We start from the raw sequence: 16030 nt of genomic DNA on the forward strand, positions 1-16030 counted from the left end.
ACCCGCTGGCACCCACCGTCGAAACCACCACTTCCACAACACGATGATCTGGAGCTCACTCGTCTCGGCCGTCCAGTTGCTCGGTGTCCTCGTCGGCCTCGCCTTCACCGGGATGGTCGGCCTCGGGCTACTCTCGTCCGCGCTGTACAGCACCGAACGGGCGGAAGAGCCCGTCGAGAACCTGCGGCTGGTGATCCCGACGGTGGCGGCCGAGCACGTTCGGCCGGCGCTCGTCGAGACCATCGAACACACCGTGTCGAACTTCCCCGAGTACGAGGTGTACTGCGTCCTCGACGAGGGGAGCGACCTGGAAGACGAGCTCGACGTACTGGACGACGTCACGACCGTCGTGGTGCCCGCTTCGTTCGACTGCGAGGCCGTCGCCAAGGGGCGCGCTATCCAGTACTTCATCGAGACGGTCGTCGACGATGCACCCGGGCACTGGTACGGGTTCATCGACGACGACAACCGCATCCTCGACGACACGTTCTGCTACGAGATTCCGCACTACGAGGCGCGGGGCTACCGGGCGATGAATCCGGTGCTCGTCCCGCGACAGGGCCGGTCCGTGCTGACGTTCATGACCGACCACATCAGGTACGTCGACGACATCTCCATCTACCGACTGTTCAACGGGGTGCTCGGTCGACCGTACCTCGGCTTCCACGGCGAGCTGCTCTGTGCCCGGGGTGACCTGCTACGGGAGGTCGGGTTCGACCGCGACACCATCGTCGAGGACTTCGCGTTCGCCCTCGAACTCGCGAAGCGGGACGTGAAGGTGTGGCAGAGTGCGACGCGTGTGAGCGTGCTGAGCCCACACGACGTGCAGTCGTTCCTCGACCAGCGGGCTCGCTGGTATCTGGGTATCGCCCGGTACCTGCCACGAGCGCCGGTCGTCAGTCAGGTGGTGGTCGGGCTCAGAATCGCCATCTGGACCGTCGCCGTCACCTCCAGCTGGGTGTTCGTCCCGCTGTGGGTGCTCGGCTACGGACTCGCTCTCCCGGGCTGGTTCGTCGTGCTGCTCGCGCTCGGGGGGCTCCTGTACATCGGGACCATCGCGCTGGGTGCGAGACGCATCGGCGGGCTCCGAGGGACCGCACTCCTCGCGCTGACACCGGTGTACGCCCTGCTGGAGCAGATCGTCCCGCTGTACGCCCTCTGGACCGGCGAGCGGGAGTTCGTCGTCATCGAGAAGTGACCGATGCTACCCAGTTCTCCGTCGGCTGGTCGACAGGTGGAAACTACGCTTACGTCCGTGACGACCGAACTGTCGCGTAGCAACCGATGGGCAGGCGCGACAGCGACCGTCGGCGACGACCGCTCCTGCAGACACTCGGTGTCGGCCTCTCGACGCCGTACTGGCTCCGCCGACTGGAGAGTCGGCCACCGACCACTCGACCGGGGGACCCGACCGTGAGACAGGCGAGCACCGTCGCGGCTCCAGCGTTCGTGGTCCACGAGCGCTCGGGCAGGGCACACGTCGAGCGACGTGGGAAGGACGGCACGGTGTTCAGCGGGACCGCCGACGAGGCGCTCCAGTACGCTGTCGACGCCGGTTCGGAGAGTGGCATCGGGACCGCCATCGGGCTCGCTCCGGGGACCTACGAGGTGCACCGCACGGTCCGGCTCGCGTCGTCGACCTGGCTCGCCGGCAGTGGCACAGCAGCGAACCTCCGCGCGGGTTCCGGCCTGGACGACGACCTGCTGCGTGTTCCACCCGGCACCGACCACGCCCGAATCTCGGGCGTCCGACTGGAGGGCAACCGTGGCGAGAACGCCAGCGGGGCCGCCGTCTCGGTCGCCGGCTACACCTGGCGGACGGTCCTCGACGGGCTCGTCGTGCGCGGACCCGCCGGCGACGGCGTCAGGTTCGAGGCCGGCCCCGAGGGCGAGTACTCCTTCGAACCCGTGCTGGCCGACGTTGACGTTGCCCGCTGCGGTGGGGACGGCTTCGTCTTCGGTCACGTCGGCGACCTGTTCGGCTCGAACCTCTACGCGGAGGGCTGTGCCGGCAACGGTTTCACCATGGCCGCCGCGGGCAGCACGGTCGTCCACCCTCACGCCTACGACAACCGTGGTGAGGCGGGCGTGCGCGTCCTCGAGAGCGCGATCGACCTCGACCTGCTCGGCGGCCACTTCGAACGCAACCGCCGGCACGGCGCTCTCGTCAAGGGCGAACGGATCGCGATACGGAACGCGTTCTTCGCGGATAACTCCCGGGACGCACCCGACTCCTACAGCGGGCTCGTGCTCGACGGCGCACGGGACTGTCTCGTCTCGGAGTCGACGTTCGTCAACGACGAAGGCGGCCCGCGCCCCCAGCGCCACGGGATCGTGGAGACGGCCGCGTCCGACACGAACCGGGTCACCGCGAACCTGTTCCGGAACCACGCCAGCGGTGCCGTCGAGAAACCGGCCCAGCCGGCAACGTCGATGTACCGCGACAACGTCGGCTACACGACGGAGAACGGGGGTACCGCCGCAGTCGGCGACGGCGACGGGATCCCCCACGGACTCGACGAGACGCCGACGCAGTACTGGGTGCAGTCGGGAGACCCACGGACCGTCGCGCGGGCGGTCGACGTGGACGGCACGGACCTCACGGTGTCCGTCGTCGAGGTCGGAAGCTGGTCACCGATGACCGACGCCGTCGACGTGACCTGGGGTGCGACGGCCATCGGTGGCGAGTGAGTCGACGGCGGCGGTCGAGATCCTCCTCAGTCCTCTCTGGTCGGGACCTCGCCAGCAGGAACTATCTCGCACTCGGGGAGGTCTGCCAGTACGTCCTCGGGTCCCGGCGGTGCGTACACCGCGAGGAGCTGGAGCGTGTCCCACCCGGTGTTCTTCGTCCCGTGTTCGACGCCTGCCGGGATGTACACCATCTCGCCCGGGCCGACCTCCCGCGTCTCGTCCTCGATGGTCTGTTCACCGTCACCCGCGATGAAGTACAGTATCTCGTCGCTGTCCGGGTGCGTGTGGAGGTCGTGGCCCTTCCCGGGTTCGAGGTTCACGACGCCCGCGCTGAGTCGCTCCGAGCCGTTCACCTCTGGTGTCGCCATCCACTTCAGCGTCCCCCAGTCGAACAGCTGGGTCGATACGTTCTCGCTGCTGACGAAGTGTTCTCCGGTCATGACTCCAGTACAGTATGTCTCCGCTGGCGCATAATTGCACCGCGACCTGTCGACGAATCGGAGAATAGAGGCCACAGATGCGCCCATGAATCGGTATCGACCGGACTACCAGAAGAGTGAACAGTCGACCCCGGTTCGGCCGTGGTGAATCCTGTCCCACAGCTTCAATATCTGCCCGAGAGATGGTACCAATGGACACATGAAGTTCACACGTTCCGAGTCGCTCGCCCGGCTCCGAGACGTCGCGACGAGTGGTGAACCGATCATCGGCGCTGGAGCAGGGACCGGCATCTCGGCGAAGTTCGCCGAACGGGGTGGCGTCGACCTGCTCATCATCTACAACAGCGGCCGGTACCGGATGAACGGCCGCGGGTCGTTGGCCGGACTCCTCCCGTACGGCGACGCGAACGAGATCGTCGTCGAGATGGGCCACGAGGTCATCCCCGTGGTCGAGGACACACCGGTGCTCGCCGGGGTCAACGGGACCGACCCGTTCCGTCAGATGGACGTGTTCATCGAGGACCTGAAGCGCCGGGGGTTCTCCGGCGTCCAGAACTTCCCGACCGTCGGGCTCATCGACGAGGACAGCGGGTTCCGGCAGAACCTCGAGGAGACCGGGATGGGCTACGACAGGGAGGTCGAGATGATACGGGAGGCCGCCGAGCAGGACATGCTGACCTGCCCGTACGTCTTCAGCGAGGAACAGGCCCGCGAGATGGCCGAAGCCGGTGCCGACGTCGTGGTCTCGCACATGGGGCTGACGACGTCCGGCGACATCGGTGCCGAGACCTCGCTGGACCTCGAGACGGCCGCCGAGCGCGTGCAGGCGCATCACGACGCGGCGAAGTCGGTCAACGAGGACGTCCTGGTCATCTGCCACGGCGGCCCGATCGCCTGGCCCGACGACGCCGAGTACATCCTGAACAACACCGAGGGTGTGGTCGGCTTCTTCGGGGCGTCCAGCATCGAACGGCTGCCGACAGAGGAGGCGATTCAGAACCAGGCGCGGGAGTTCAAGGAGATCGAGTTCTAGCATGGCGGTCGTCATCATCGGCACGCTGGACACGAAGGGCGAGGAGATCGGGTTCGCCCGTGACGTGATCGAATCGCAGGGCGTCGAGACGCACCTCGTCGACGTCGGTGTGCTGGACGACCCGGAGTTCGAACCGGACACGTCGGCGAGCGAGGTCGCGGAAGCAGGCGGCACCACCCTCGATGCGCTCCGCGAGGACGCGGACCGGGGCGAGGCGATGGAGGCGATGGGACGCGGGGCGGCCGCAGTCGCCCAACGGCTCCACGAGGCGGGCGTTCTCGATGGGGTCCTCGGGCTCGGTGGCTCCGGCAACACCTCCATCGCGACGACGGCGATGCGGTCGCTGCCCGTCGGCGTCCCCAAGTTCATGGTCTCCACGATGGCCTCCGGCGACACGGAGCCGTACGTCGGCTCCCGGGACATCGCGATGCTCTACTCCGTCGCCGACATCGAGGGACTGAACCAGCTCTCGCGGCAGGTCATCGCCAACGCCGCCCTCGCGATGGTCGGGATGGTCGCCAACGAACCCGACGTGGCGGTCGAGGACCGCCCCACGATCGGCATCACGATGTTCGGCGTCACGACGCCGTGTGTCCAGCACGCCCGCGAGCTGCTCGAAGCGCGCGGTTACGAGACCATCGTCTTCCACGCGACGGGGACCGGGGGCCGAGCGATGGAGTCGCTGATCGAGGAGGGGATCATCGACGGGGTCCTCGACGTGACGACGACCGAGTGGGCGGACGAGCTCGTCGGTGGCGTCCTGAACGCGGGTCCCGAGCGCCTCGATGCAGCGGGCGACGCCGGCATCCCGCAGGTCGTCTCGACGGGTGCGCTCGACATGGTGAACTTCGGCCCACGGGACTCCGTGCCCGAGGAGTTCGAAGGTCGCCAGTTCCACATCCACAACCCGCAGGTGACGCTCATGCGGACGACACCGTCGGAGAACGCCGACCTCGGCCGGATCATCGCGGAGAAGCTCAACGCCGCGACGGGGCCGACCGCGCTGGCGCTTCCGCTCGGCGGCGTCTCGATGCTAGACGTCGAAGGCGAGGACTTCTACGACCCCGAAGCGGATACAGCCCTGTTCGACGCGCTCCGGGAGCATCTGGGTCCGGACGTCGAACGCCTCGAACTGGACACCGACATCAACGACGAGTCGTTCGCCGAGGCCATCGTGGACACGCTCGACGAGTACATGCGCGAGTCTGGGCGCGGACCCACGTCGTGACGACGGCCCCCTGCGGTCCCCGGACGACCCAGAGATAGCCCGATCGCGGGCCCGTCGCACTCAGTAGGCGTAGCTCTTCTCGGCGACCCGTAACAGCCCGTCGTCGGTCCGGTCGAGTGGGGCGTAGCGGTCCTCGGTCACACTGTCGACGTAGGCAGCGAACGCCGACCCGAACCCGGTCGGCGGGTCATCCCACAGCTCGACAGCGTACGACACCAGTTCCTCATCGCGCACCCGCTCCCGTTCGGTGTCGTTCGTGAGCCCGTAGAACGCCGACGCGGCCATCTCGCGCATGAGGATGTCGGGCTCGGCGCAGTAGACGCAGTCGTCGAAAGCGGAATGGTACTGGACGCCGCGCTCGCCGTGGTCCGGGCAGTCGAACCGGTCTAGCGTCCCCACCTCCCGCATCTCCACGTCGAACGGTGGCTCGTCGGTCACGTCGACGACGAAGTAGCCGCCGAAGGACTGCTCGCCGGTCTCCCGGTGGGTGTACTGGAGGAACGCGGAGTTGAGCCGACGGCCCTTCAGACGGCCGAGATGCGTGTTCCCGCAGAAGTGTGCCCGGCCCTCGAACTGGTCGAGCAACCGCCACGTCTCCATGTGCGTGACGAGGACCACGTCGGACGCGACCGCGTCGAGGTCGTTCGTGAACCGCTGCCCGCCGACGGTCACGCAGCCGTTCGAGGGGACCTCGGTGCCGACGCCGAGGTCGGCGTCGAAGTCGCCGAAGTGGTCGCGGTTGCCCCACACCCAGACGAGGTCGTGGCGGGCGTGGGCGGCGATTTCAGCGAGGACTGGTTCGACCTCGTCGAGCTGCCGGACGGCCGTCTCCCGCCCCGCCCGCATCGCGTCAGTGAGATCCCCGACGTGCACGACGAAGTCGAACGTCTCATCCTCGATGTCGTCGCGGACCCGACGGAGCGACTCGGTGTCGCCGTGGTGGTCACCCAGGACGAGGTATCGCTGTCCCATGCCCGACTGTCGTGTCAATCGACAGTTAGTGGTGACGGTCTCCGGGCCCCCGGTGCTGTCGACGCGTCGACCGCGGGACCCGGCCGTACCGACAGCGACGGAACAGTTCCGGAGGGTTCAAGCCACCTTTCGGGCCAAACTACGATGTGAACGTTCGCAACGCCGCCGCGACGCTGGTGGGGTTCGCTATCGCAGGTGTCGTGCTGCTCGGGCTGGCGTACCTCATCGGGACCGGTGAGATTCTCGACGCGCTCGGCAAAGCGAACCCGGTCCGCGTCCTGATGGTCCCGCTCGCGATCTTCGCGTGGCTCTGTGTCTGGGGCGTGGCGTTGCAGGTCATCCTCGCTGCGGTGGGTGTCGAGATCTCGGTCATCGACGCGGTGCTCGTCCACGCTGGCGCGGCGTTCGCGAACCACATCTCCCCGTTCGGGCAGGCCGGCGGCGAGCCCATCGCGGCGTGGCTGGTCACGGAGACGAGCGACGCGGAGTTCGAACGGGCGCTGGCCGCGATGACCAGTTTCGACACCATCAACGTCGTCCCGTCGCTGCTGTTCGCACTGGTCGGCCTCGGCTACTACGCGGTCGAGGCTGTCCTCGTGCAGCGCATCCAGTATCTGGCCGCCGGTGTACTCGTGCTGGCGGTGACCCTGCCGCTGTTCGGGGTAGTCGCGTGGCGGAAGCGGGAGGCACTGGAACGTCGGCTGGTCGGACTGGTCGTCCCACCGCTGCGGTTCGCCGACCGGGTGCTCCCGAAGTTCTCGCTGCCGGGTCGGGCGGCGGTCGAGGGGATGGTCGAGGGGTTCTTCGTGGGCATCGAGCGCATCGCGACGGACCGCCGGCGGCTCGTCATCGCCGTCGTGCTATCGGCTTCGGGGTGGGCACTCCAGGCGGCCGGCCTCTGGTTCGCGTTCTGGGCGCTGGGTATCGTCATCCCGCCGTACATCCCGCTCTTCGTGGTCACGCTCGGTGCGTTCGCCGGGGCACTTCCCACGCCCGGCGGTCTCGGCGGGGTCGAGACCCTGCAGATCACGCTGCTCGTGGCGACGACGACGGTCGTCGCCCCGACCATCACGGCCGCGGTCGCCATCTCACGGGTCGGTGGCTTCTTCTTCACGACCACGGTCGGGGCAGCAGCTATCGGAATCCTGAAAATACGGTCGAATTCGGTCTGAAGCGGAGTCAGCGGTAGCCGAGCTGTTCGAGGCGGCTCGCCACGTCGGCGTCGACCGGCTCGTCGCCGTTCGCCAGGTCTCCCGCCGCGACCGGGTCGTACGTCCCGTCGTCGGTCGCCATCGTGACCGCCCACGGCACCGTTCGGAGCTCGGGCAGTGCGATGCCCGCGGCGTGGCCGTAGATGCCCAGCTCGCCCATGGCGTTGCCGTGGTCTGCGGTGATGACGGCGCGCTCGCCGTCGAGGTTCGAGCGCAGGAGTTCGACGTCGTCGAGGACGATCTCGAGGTTCGCACGGTAGGCCGCCCAGACCTCCTCATACGTCCGGTTTCCGAAGCGGAAGTCCTCCCAGACCGAGAGGGACTCCTCCCCGAAGTCGTCGAGCGCGATGCCGTCGTCGTGGTCGTCGGCGAGCGACGGGAAGTGGGGCTGCATGTAGTGGACGACCAGCCGGTCGAACTCCTTCGTCCGGCCAGCCTGCACGGCCGCCGCGGTCACCTGTCGGGGTGGTGTCGTCCCGACGTCGTCGTCCCAGCCGTCGCGCCAGACCTCCTCGACGAAGGCGAAGTCGTCGTGGTCGATGTGCGACGCGCTGTAGGGGTTCGCCGTGACGTAGCCGACGTCCGCCAGCTCGTCGGCGGTCCGGGTGCCGAACACGGTGCTGAGCCACTCCGTCGAGGTGCCGCCGGGCGAGATGCGCGACTCCCCGGTCGGGAGGTCGTAGTCGCCGGCCACCTCGTCCCAGAGGTCCGCCCGGCAGGCGTCGAGCACGACGAGCACGTCCCAGTCCGCGTCGAACATCTCGTCCGACTCGAGGGACCTCGCGTACCGGAGGTACGACCGCGAGACGAGTTCGTGGACCGCACCGAACCCCGCTCCGCGGAGGTTCTTCACGCTCTCGTCCACGGTCGAGCGAAGCGAGTTCATACCCCGACGGAGGGCGGTCCCGCGCATAGTAACTTCGGAACCGACCGAGTCGGGAGCAACACAGCCGTCGTCGGCCAGCGGCGGGTCGCGCGGCAGCCGACGGTCAGGGACCCTCGATTATCGTCTCGAAGAGGTCGGGGTACTCCTGCAGCTTCAGCCGGCCGATCAGTGCGTAGCAGTACGCCTGGACGCGTTCGTGCCCGAGACTCCAGTTCCCGTCGCCGCCGCCGTCGACGTCCGCCACCTGCAGGTCCTCGATGGCCCGCGACGCCTGCCGCGTGAGCAGCGGCGGCGGGTCCCCGCCGATGACCGACTGGTAGGTGGAGCGTGCGCGGCGCTTCTCCGCGATGAGGTGGCCCGAGTCGAACCCGGTCTGGCCCTCGTCCACGACGAGCTTGTCGACGGCGTGCTCGTAGGCTCGCGCCTTCGCGACGCCGGTCGAGAAGCCGACCGCAGTCGCGACCCGGAGCTCCCGGTCGACGTCGACCGTCCACGGCGAGGGGGCCGTGGCGGGGATGCACCATCTGGCGAGCCGTCGGTGGGCGAAGGCGTACAGGTCGTCCTGTTCGCTGTCACCCAGCCCCTGTCGTGCGAGTGCCTCCTCCCGTGTCGGTGTGTCCTCAAGCGACGTTCTGAAGGCGTCCGTGGCGGCCTGTAGCTGCTGCGAGTACGGCTGCGAATCGTTGCCGAGACGGCCATCCAGATGCTGGAGGAACCGTTCCGCGCTTTCAACGTGCACCTCCGCCTGCAGGAGGTTCGCCGTCAGCTCGCCGACCGAACGAGCCTCGACGCCGGACGTCTCCGGGCCGTCCTCGTCGTCGACGCCGTTCGTGGCGTCCTCGAAGCCCCGCAGATCCGCGAGCTGCTCGGCCACGAGTGCCTCCTGCTCGATCTCGAGGTACCAGGCGAGGTCCGTCGCGGGGTCAGAGACCCGGTAGGGGGCGAGCTCCCCGGCGACCTGTCCGACCCGCTCCTGGAGCTCGGTGCCGCGCGTCGCCAGCGCCTGCAGGTCGCCACGGCCGGCCTCCCAGCGCGCCCGTCCGAGGTCCTCGCCGGCGAACTGGAGGCCGTACGTGGCCTGCCAGAGTGCCTCGTGGTAGTTGCCGCTCCGGAGTGCCGACTCGGCGTCCTCCAGCCAGCCACCGTCGCCGACGAACCGCCGCTCGGAGTCGAACCCGCTCCAGAGCGATTCGGCACGGTCCGTCGTCTCGGCGAGGCGGTCGACGGCGAACGCGGCGTGTTCCTCCGTCACCGTCGGTCGCCAGTGGGTGGTGGCCTCGGGCGGTGTCGGGTAGTGTCGGGACGCGAGGTCGGTGACCGAGTCGGGGAGGGCTGTCGGTTCGGTCATGCCGAGCCCGACGGTCACGCTCGTCCCCAGCGCGCCGATTCCGGCGACGCCACCGAGGAGCCGTCGTCTCGTGAGGGAGGGGATGTCGGGGACCATGTCGTATCCTGTCGGTTGCGTGCCCGGTCACTTAATCCTCGGTACAAACGCAGTCCGGCACCGATGGCGGGGACGTGGGACGGGGACCGCTGCCACCGGGTGGGCGTTCAGTTCAGGTCCGCACGTTCGAACAGCAGCGTGCCGACGAGCAGCGGTCCGACCGTCCACGCGAACAGGACGACTGCGAACGCCCACGGTTCGACGTAGAACGGAACCGTCCCCTCGACCGCGGCGGTGGCCGTCGGGTAGGCGGGGTCGGTCGCGTTGATCGCTGCCATCACGAGCGCGCTGTACGCTCCGGACGGGCTCAGTCCCTGCAGCAACACGAACCACGCGGGCACCGAACCGCCCGGCGGCGAGCCGGCGCTCGCGAGGTACGCCCCCTGCGGAACGAGGTCCCAGAGGATGGCGAGCCCGAGGTAGAGGCCGATGCCGATGGTCATGGCCCGGGACCTGGTCGCGACGGCCGCCGAGACGCCGACCGCGATGCCGACGAAGGCGACGCCGAGCGCGGCGGTCAGGCCGACGACCGCGAGGAACGCGACCGGCGGGAGCGAGCCGTACACCCCGAGCGCCACGACGCCGGCGAGCGCGAAGCCCACCACGAGCCCGACCACGACCACTGCGCTCCGGCCGAGGAACTTGCCGAGCACGACGGTCCGTCGGACGGGTTCGAGCCCCAGCAGGATGCGGAGACTTCCGGACTCCCGCTCACCGGCGATGGCGAGGTAGGCCGCCACGAGCGCGACGACCGGCACCAGCATCGAGGCGAACTCGCTGGCACCGCCCAGTGCGGCGAGGACCCCGCTGTCGAGCGCGGGGACGAGCAGCGGGATGAGGAACGTCATGCTGACGATGACCGAGACGAACGCGACGACGCCCCAGAGCAGACGCGAACGGATGGCGTCCTCGAACTCCTTCCGGGCGATGACTCGCCAGTTCATCGCTGTGCCTCGATCGCCCGCCGGGTGTCGTCTCCGTGCGTGTACGCCGAGAACAGGTCTTCGAGCGACGACTTGTTGGTGTCGAAGTCGAGGATGCGGGTCCCGGTCTCCCTGAGCCGGTCCAGCACCGCGAGCTTGGTCGCGGGATCGGTACAGGTGACCTCCATCTCGTCCCCGTCGACGAGGACGCCGGAGACGCCGGCGAGGTCGGCGAGTCTGTGCTCGGCCGGCACCTCGTCGACCGTGACGGTGATGGTCGCGCCCGTGCCCAGCGAGTCCCGGAGCCCGTCGATGGTGTCGACGGCGACCAGCCGGCCACGGTTGAGTATGCCGACGCGGTCACAGACCGCCTCGACCTGGCTCAGGATGTGCGAGGAGAAGAAGACGGTCCCGCCGTTCCGGGCGTGTTCGAGCGTCAGTTCGCGGATGTCGCGGATGCCGTCCGGGTCGAGGCCGCTCGACGGCTCGTCGAGGATGAGCAGGTCCGGGTCCCCGACGAGGGCCATGCCGAGCGCGAGCCGTTGGCGCATCCCCTTCGAGTACGTCCCCGCTGGTCGGGACGCGGCGTCCGCGTCGAGGCCAACACGACGGAGGATGGCGTCAGGGTCGTCGTCGGTACGCTTGAGACTGATGGCGAAGTCGACGTGCTTGCGACCCGTGAGCCTGTCGTAGAGGCTGTAGCCGTCCGGGAGGATGCCGACACGCTGGTGGATCTCCTCGGCCTCCGTCTGGGCGTCGTACCCGAGCACCGACGCGGAGCCAGCGGTCGGTCTCACGTAGTCCAGCAGCATGTCGATGGTCGTCGACTTCCCGGAGCCGTTCGGGCCGAGGAAGCCGAACACCTCGCCCTCGGCGACTGTCAGCGAGAGCTCGTTGACGGCGAAGACGTCGTCACCGTAGCGCTTCGTGAGGCCGTCGGTCTCGATGGCTGTCATCGTCCCCTCACCGGGTTGGTCGGGTCACTCGTCGGGTGCGGTCGCGGTGTCCGGTCCGCTGTCACTGGGCGGGTGGCTGGAGTCACACCGACCGGTAGCGCCGTCGCAGGGATAAATATTGTTAAATATCTTATATAATATCGGGGATACTACTCAAATATTCTTGAGCAGGCTCACTCCGGGCCCACCGTCACCGAGAGATCAGCAGCCACCCTGACCACGAGCTCGTCGTCGTCACAGCGCACCGTCACGGTGCAGGGAACCGGCGACGCTCCATCGGGCTCGACCTCCCAGTCCCCGACGAGCGAGAGCAGCCGCCAGAACGGCAGGCTCGTCACGTCGACCTCGTGGGCCCAGCAGAACGCGATGACGCCCGGATGAGAGAGAAGTCGTGCTTCGAGCGGTGCGAACAGACGCAGACCGCACTGCGTGCAGTCCGCGCGACAGGTGTACGGCGCTGGGCCGTCTGTCTGCGCCACCGAGACGTCCATCACCCCACCGCAGGTCGGACACGTGCCGGCCAGCGCGACCGATAGCTCGTTGCGTGCACGCCGGTCGCAGGACTCCAGAATCTCCTCACTGGTCCGCCCCACCGCTGCGGGCGGTGGGAGGTCGTACGTGACGACGGTGGCCTCGCAGTCCGCGCAGGCGACGGTGAGCAGGCGCTCGCGATACGACGCCGAAAGCGTGGTCGAGTCACAGCTGGGACACGGTCCGTCGACGGTGATCGGCTCGAAGGCCGGCTCGGTGTCGTAGGTGCCCGACCTGATGGCCCTGAGCACCCGCTCGCCGGCCTGTGTGAGGGCGTACGTGTCCCCCGACTTGCGCACGAAGCCGTCCGTCAACTGGTCGAGGTGGTAGGAGAGCTGCGAGGTGCTGTCGATGGCGAGCCTGTCGTACAGCGCCGTGAACGTCAGCTCGTCCTCCTCGGCCGCCGCCGCGTCGGCGAGCGTCCGCAGGATCTCGATCCTGCGCTCGCTCCCCAGTGCGGCGAACGCGTCCTCGGGGTCGGTGCGACCGTCAGTGCCCATGCTCGTGTCGACCAGAGTCGAGGCCGCCGGGTAAGGATTTCGTCGCCGGGGGGCTGGCCGCCTGATGGCGGGCGACGTGTCGTCGACGGGTCGTCGGTGTTCTAGAGGTCCCCGCTGACGAACCGTCGGTACCCGACGACCATGGGGACGACCGTCCAGAGCACCAGCAGCAGTACCGCCATCCACCAGTCGACGTAGAACGGTGCGGCCTCGCGGAGGTACAGGTTGGCTCGCTGGCCGTCGAAGCCGAACTCCAGCAGCCTGTAGTACGCCTGGCCTGGTTCGAGGAGCCGGTAGAGGTACGACCATTCGGGCAGGTTCTGTGGCATCAGCACGGTGCCGTCGAAGCGGTGCAGGATGAGCAGCGTCATCGTATGCAGGAGGCCCCAGAAGTTCACGAGGAGCAGGTAGCCCCCGAGTGCGCCGAAGGTGATCCAGCGGTCCCGGGTGGTCGACATTGACAGCCCGACCGCGATACCGACGAACGAGAGGCCGAACAGCACGGTTGCGACCAGAAACCACGGATACCACGCGATGCCCTCGGTTCCGTAGAGGAACGCACCGAGCCCGCCGGCGAGGGCGAGTGCCACGAGCGTGGGAACGAGCAGGACCACAGCCCGGCCGACGAACGTGCCGACGGCCAGGTCGCGACGGTCGTGCGGGAGCGACAGGGTGAGCAGCAGGCTCCCGCTGTTCCGCTCGTGGACGATGGACTTGTAGCCGAGCATGATGGCGAGCAGCGGGACGACGAGGGCGATCACGCCGGCGAGCCCGTCGACGAAGGCGACGAACGTCTCGTCTCCGACGTACTGGTGCAGGTAGGCGTAGCCCAGCGAGAGCGCTAGCAGGATGCCGACGAGGAGCCAGATGCTCTTCGAGCGACCCGCGTCGTTGATGTCCTTGTGGGCGATGTCGCGCCAGCTCATCAGAGGTCCACCCCCGAGAAGCGGAGATAGGCGAGTCCGAGCGGCCCGACGAGCCAGGCTGCGAACAGAGCGAGGGCGATCCACTCGCTGAGGTACCACGCGCCGTCGACCGTCGCACTCGGATCGATGAACCCCTCGGTGATACGACGGAAGAGCCGACCGGGCTCCAGTCCGACCACGAACTGGAGGGGGTCCGGGAGTTCACCGTCCGTGAATCCGAGTGCCTCGAGGGCGAGCCCCAGAGCGCCCACGACGGTGTCCCAGACGATGACGAGCAGGAAGAACACCGTCACGCCGAGGACGAGGGCTCGGCGCTTCGTCGATACGAGCAGCGAGACGGCGATGCCGATACCGGTCCAGACGGCCCCGAAGAGGACGGTCAACACGACGAACCCGAGGAACGGCAGCAGGTCGAGCGTCCCGAACGGGTAGACGACGAGCGAGCCCGCGAGGGTCATCGAGCCGGCGATGGTCGCGGCGAGCAGTCCCGTCCGCGAGACGTACTTCCCCACCACGACGTCCTCGCGGCTGATGGGGAGCGAGAGCGACAGCAGCAGCGAGCCGGACTCGCGTTCGCTGACCACCGCGCCGTAGCCGAGCAGTACGCCGACGAGCGGGACCAGCGTCGTGAGCCAGCCGACGGCGTAGCTGGAGAACGTCGCCGTGGTGTGTGGGCCCTCGGTCAGCACTGGATAGACGTAGCCCGAGAGCAGGACGACGAAGGAGACCAGCGCCAGCAGGGTCTTCGTCGACCGCTGGTCGGCGGTGTCGGACCAGTCCTGCCGTGCGATGAACTGCCAGCTCATCGGCCTCTGGAGCCCGTGTACTCGATGAACATGTCCTCGAGCGAGGCCTCCTCGGTCTTGAAGTTCATCACCTCGATGCCGGCCTCGTGGAGGGCGACGACGATGTCCATCTTCGCGTCGTTCGTACACGTGACCTCGATGGTGGAGTCGCCCTGTGAGACGACGGTCTCGACGCCGTCGATGGTCTCGATCTCGGCGAGCGTGCTGTCGCGCAGCTCGTCGAGCGTGAGCACCAGTTTCGTCCCGCCACCCATCGAGTCGCGCAGTCCCTCGATGGTGTCGACGGCGACGAGTTCGCCCCGCTGGAGGATGCCGACGCGGTCACAGACCGCCTCGACCTGTTCGAGGATGTGCGAGGAGAAGAAGATGGTCGCGCCGCGGTCGTTCTCCTCGCGGAGTATCTGACGCATCTCCGCCGCACCGTTGGGGTCGAGGCCCGTGCTCGGCTCGTCGAGGAGCAGGAGGTCCGGCTCGCCGACGAGCGCCATCCCGAGGACGAGCCGCTGTGCCATCCCCTTTGAGTAGCCGCTGGCCTTCCGGTCGGCCGCGTCTCTGATGCCGACCCGGTCGAGGATGTCGAGCGGGTTCGTGTCGTGGGCGTCCTTCGACCGGATGGCGTACTCGATGTGCTGACGACCGGTCAACCGCTCGATGACCGAGTAGCCCTCGGGGAGGACGCCGATGCGCTCGCGCGCCTCGACGCCGTTGTGCTGACAGTCGGTGCCGAAGATCTCGACGTGTCCGTCGCTCGGCTTCGCGAAGTCGAGCAGGATGTTGATGAACGTCGACTTCCCCGCACCGTTCGGGCCGAGGAAGCCGAACGTCTCGCCCTCCTCGACCGTCAGGTCGACCCGGTCGAGGGCCGTGGTCGACCCGTAGTGTTTCGACACGTTGGTCGCATCGATTGCATTCATACACCGACCAACTGACGGCAGACTTATAACAGACACCCCATCGTTTCAGAGTCAGAAATCCCGTGGTACGGTACCGTGCCTGTCAGGTCCCGGTGCCCGCACCGGCGCTCGTGACGAACGGCCGTCCTACTGCTCGGAGCCGTCGGGGTTCCCCTGGGATGGCTTCTCACTCCGTCTCGCGGTGGTCAGGAGGACACCGCCGAGCAGGACACCGAGCGAGATCCCCGCCACCGCGCCGGCCGCCGCACCGTCCGTGAACACGGCGTCGAGCGACCAGGCGACCAGCAGGCCGAGCGCGGTGCCGACGAGCAGGCCCACGAGCACCGCGACACCGAACACGCGGCTCGCCCAGTCGCTCGCACCGCCGTAGTTCTCGGCGAACTGACCGACGAACGCGCCGGTGAGCAGGCCACCGGAGACACCGTAGCCGGCGAGGAGGGCGAGGTCCCCCGACTGGCCCGTCACCACGGCGGCCGTGCCGCCGATGCCCGCGCCGAGCGGGATGCCGATACCTGCACCGTAGTTCCGCAGTGTGGTCGTCATGGTTGTTGGTACGTCAGCTGGCTGCT

The 16030-nt window shown here is 68.1% G+C and carries 16 protein-coding genes; 5 read left to right on the forward strand and 11 right to left on the reverse strand.

Going from position 1 to position 16030, the window contains the following annotated elements:
• The first annotated feature begins 43 nt into the window (after nt 1–43).
• Nucleotides 44–1198: a glycosyltransferase family 2 protein gene (locus tag NOW55_RS20315; RefSeq protein WP_256401953.1), complete on the forward strand. Its 1155-nt coding sequence runs from the start codon at nt 44–46 to the stop codon at nt 1196–1198.
• 86 nt (nt 1199–1284) lie between these two features.
• Nucleotides 1285–2691, forward strand: coding sequence for a right-handed parallel beta-helix repeat-containing protein (locus NOW55_RS20320; protein WP_256401954.1), 1407 nt, complete (start codon nt 1285–1287; stop codon nt 2689–2691).
• 26 nt (nt 2692–2717) lie between these two features.
• Here NOW55_RS20320 and NOW55_RS20325 read toward each other — a convergent pair whose 3' ends face one another.
• Nucleotides 2718–3131, reverse strand: a complete 414-nt coding sequence (locus NOW55_RS20325; protein WP_256401955.1) for a cupin domain-containing protein — start codon at nt 3129–3131, stop codon at nt 2718–2720.
• Nucleotides 3132–3330: 199 nt separating this feature from the next.
• Between NOW55_RS20325 and NOW55_RS20330 the strand changes: the two genes are divergently transcribed.
• Together NOW55_RS20330 and NOW55_RS20335 are read left to right on the forward strand one after the other, a co-directional pair.
• Complete coding sequence (locus NOW55_RS20330) at nt 3331–4164, forward strand: phosphoenolpyruvate hydrolase family protein (RefSeq protein ID WP_256401956.1); 834 nt, start codon at nt 3331–3333, stop codon at nt 4162–4164.
• A 1-nt stretch (nt 4165) separates the two neighbouring features.
• Nucleotides 4166–5392: a Tm-1-like ATP-binding domain-containing protein gene (locus NOW55_RS20335; RefSeq protein ID WP_256401957.1), complete on the forward strand. Its 1227-nt coding sequence runs from the start codon at nt 4166–4168 to the stop codon at nt 5390–5392.
• 60 nt (nt 5393–5452) lie between these two features.
• On the opposite strand, the gene NOW55_RS20340 is transcribed toward NOW55_RS20335, so the two are convergent.
• The gene (locus NOW55_RS20340) at nt 5453–6364 is read right to left on the reverse strand and encodes a metallophosphoesterase family protein (RefSeq protein WP_256401958.1); all 912 of its coding nucleotides are present in this window, start codon (nt 6362–6364) and stop codon (nt 5453–5455) included.
• 146 nt (nt 6365–6510) lie between these two features.
• Between NOW55_RS20340 and NOW55_RS20345 the strand changes: the two genes are divergently transcribed.
• Nucleotides 6511–7536: a flippase-like domain-containing protein gene (locus tag NOW55_RS20345; protein WP_256401959.1), complete on the forward strand. Its 1026-nt coding sequence runs from the start codon at nt 6511–6513 to the stop codon at nt 7534–7536.
• 7 nt (nt 7537–7543) lie between these two features.
• On the opposite strand, the gene NOW55_RS20350 is transcribed toward NOW55_RS20345, so the two are convergent.
• From NOW55_RS20350 to NOW55_RS20390, 9 genes are all read right to left on the reverse strand, one after another.
• A complete protein-coding gene (locus NOW55_RS20350) occupies nt 7544–8461 on the reverse strand; it encodes an alkaline phosphatase family protein (protein ID WP_256401960.1) in 918 nt (305 codons plus the stop codon).
• A gap of 103 nt (nt 8462–8564) precedes the next feature.
• Nucleotides 8565–9905, reverse strand: a complete 1341-nt coding sequence (locus NOW55_RS20355; RefSeq protein WP_256401961.1) for a hypothetical protein — start codon at nt 9903–9905, stop codon at nt 8565–8567.
• A gap of 107 nt (nt 9906–10012) precedes the next feature.
• A complete protein-coding gene (locus NOW55_RS20360) occupies nt 10013–10849 on the reverse strand; it encodes an ABC transporter permease subunit (protein ID WP_256401962.1) in 837 nt (278 codons plus the stop codon).
• Nucleotides 10846–11784 (reverse strand): ABC transporter ATP-binding protein, encoded by a 939-nt coding sequence (locus NOW55_RS20365; protein WP_256401963.1) that lies wholly within the window; start codon nt 11782–11784, stop codon nt 10846–10848. The genes NOW55_RS20360 and NOW55_RS20365 overlap by 4 nt, the downstream gene beginning before the upstream one ends.
• 173 nt (nt 11785–11957) lie before the next feature.
• Nucleotides 11958–12815: a winged helix-turn-helix domain-containing protein gene (locus NOW55_RS20370; RefSeq protein ID WP_256401964.1), complete on the reverse strand. Its 858-nt coding sequence runs from the start codon at nt 12813–12815 to the stop codon at nt 11958–11960.
• A gap of 101 nt (nt 12816–12916) precedes the next feature.
• Complete coding sequence (locus tag NOW55_RS20375) at nt 12917–13741, reverse strand: ABC transporter permease (RefSeq protein ID WP_256401965.1); 825 nt, start codon at nt 13739–13741, stop codon at nt 12917–12919.
• Nucleotides 13741–14547 (reverse strand): ABC transporter permease, encoded by an 807-nt coding sequence (locus NOW55_RS20380; RefSeq protein WP_256401966.1) that lies wholly within the window; start codon nt 14545–14547, stop codon nt 13741–13743. The genes NOW55_RS20375 and NOW55_RS20380 overlap by 1 nt, the downstream gene beginning before the upstream one ends.
• A complete protein-coding gene (locus tag NOW55_RS20385; RefSeq protein ID WP_256401967.1) occupies nt 14544–15461 on the reverse strand; it encodes an ABC transporter ATP-binding protein in 918 nt (305 codons plus the stop codon). Before NOW55_RS20385 ends, NOW55_RS20380 begins: the two co-directional genes overlap by 4 nt.
• Before the next feature lie 126 nt (nt 15462–15587).
• The gene (locus NOW55_RS20390) at nt 15588–16004 is read right to left on the reverse strand and encodes a hypothetical protein (RefSeq protein ID WP_256401968.1); all 417 of its coding nucleotides are present in this window, start codon (nt 16002–16004) and stop codon (nt 15588–15590) included.
• Nucleotides 16005–16030 lie beyond the last annotated feature (26 nt).

The sequence above is a fragment of the Haloarchaeobius litoreus genome, assembly GCF_024495425.1.
Classification (GTDB): domain Archaea; phylum Halobacteriota; class Halobacteria; order Halobacteriales; family Natrialbaceae; genus Haloarchaeobius; species Haloarchaeobius litoreus.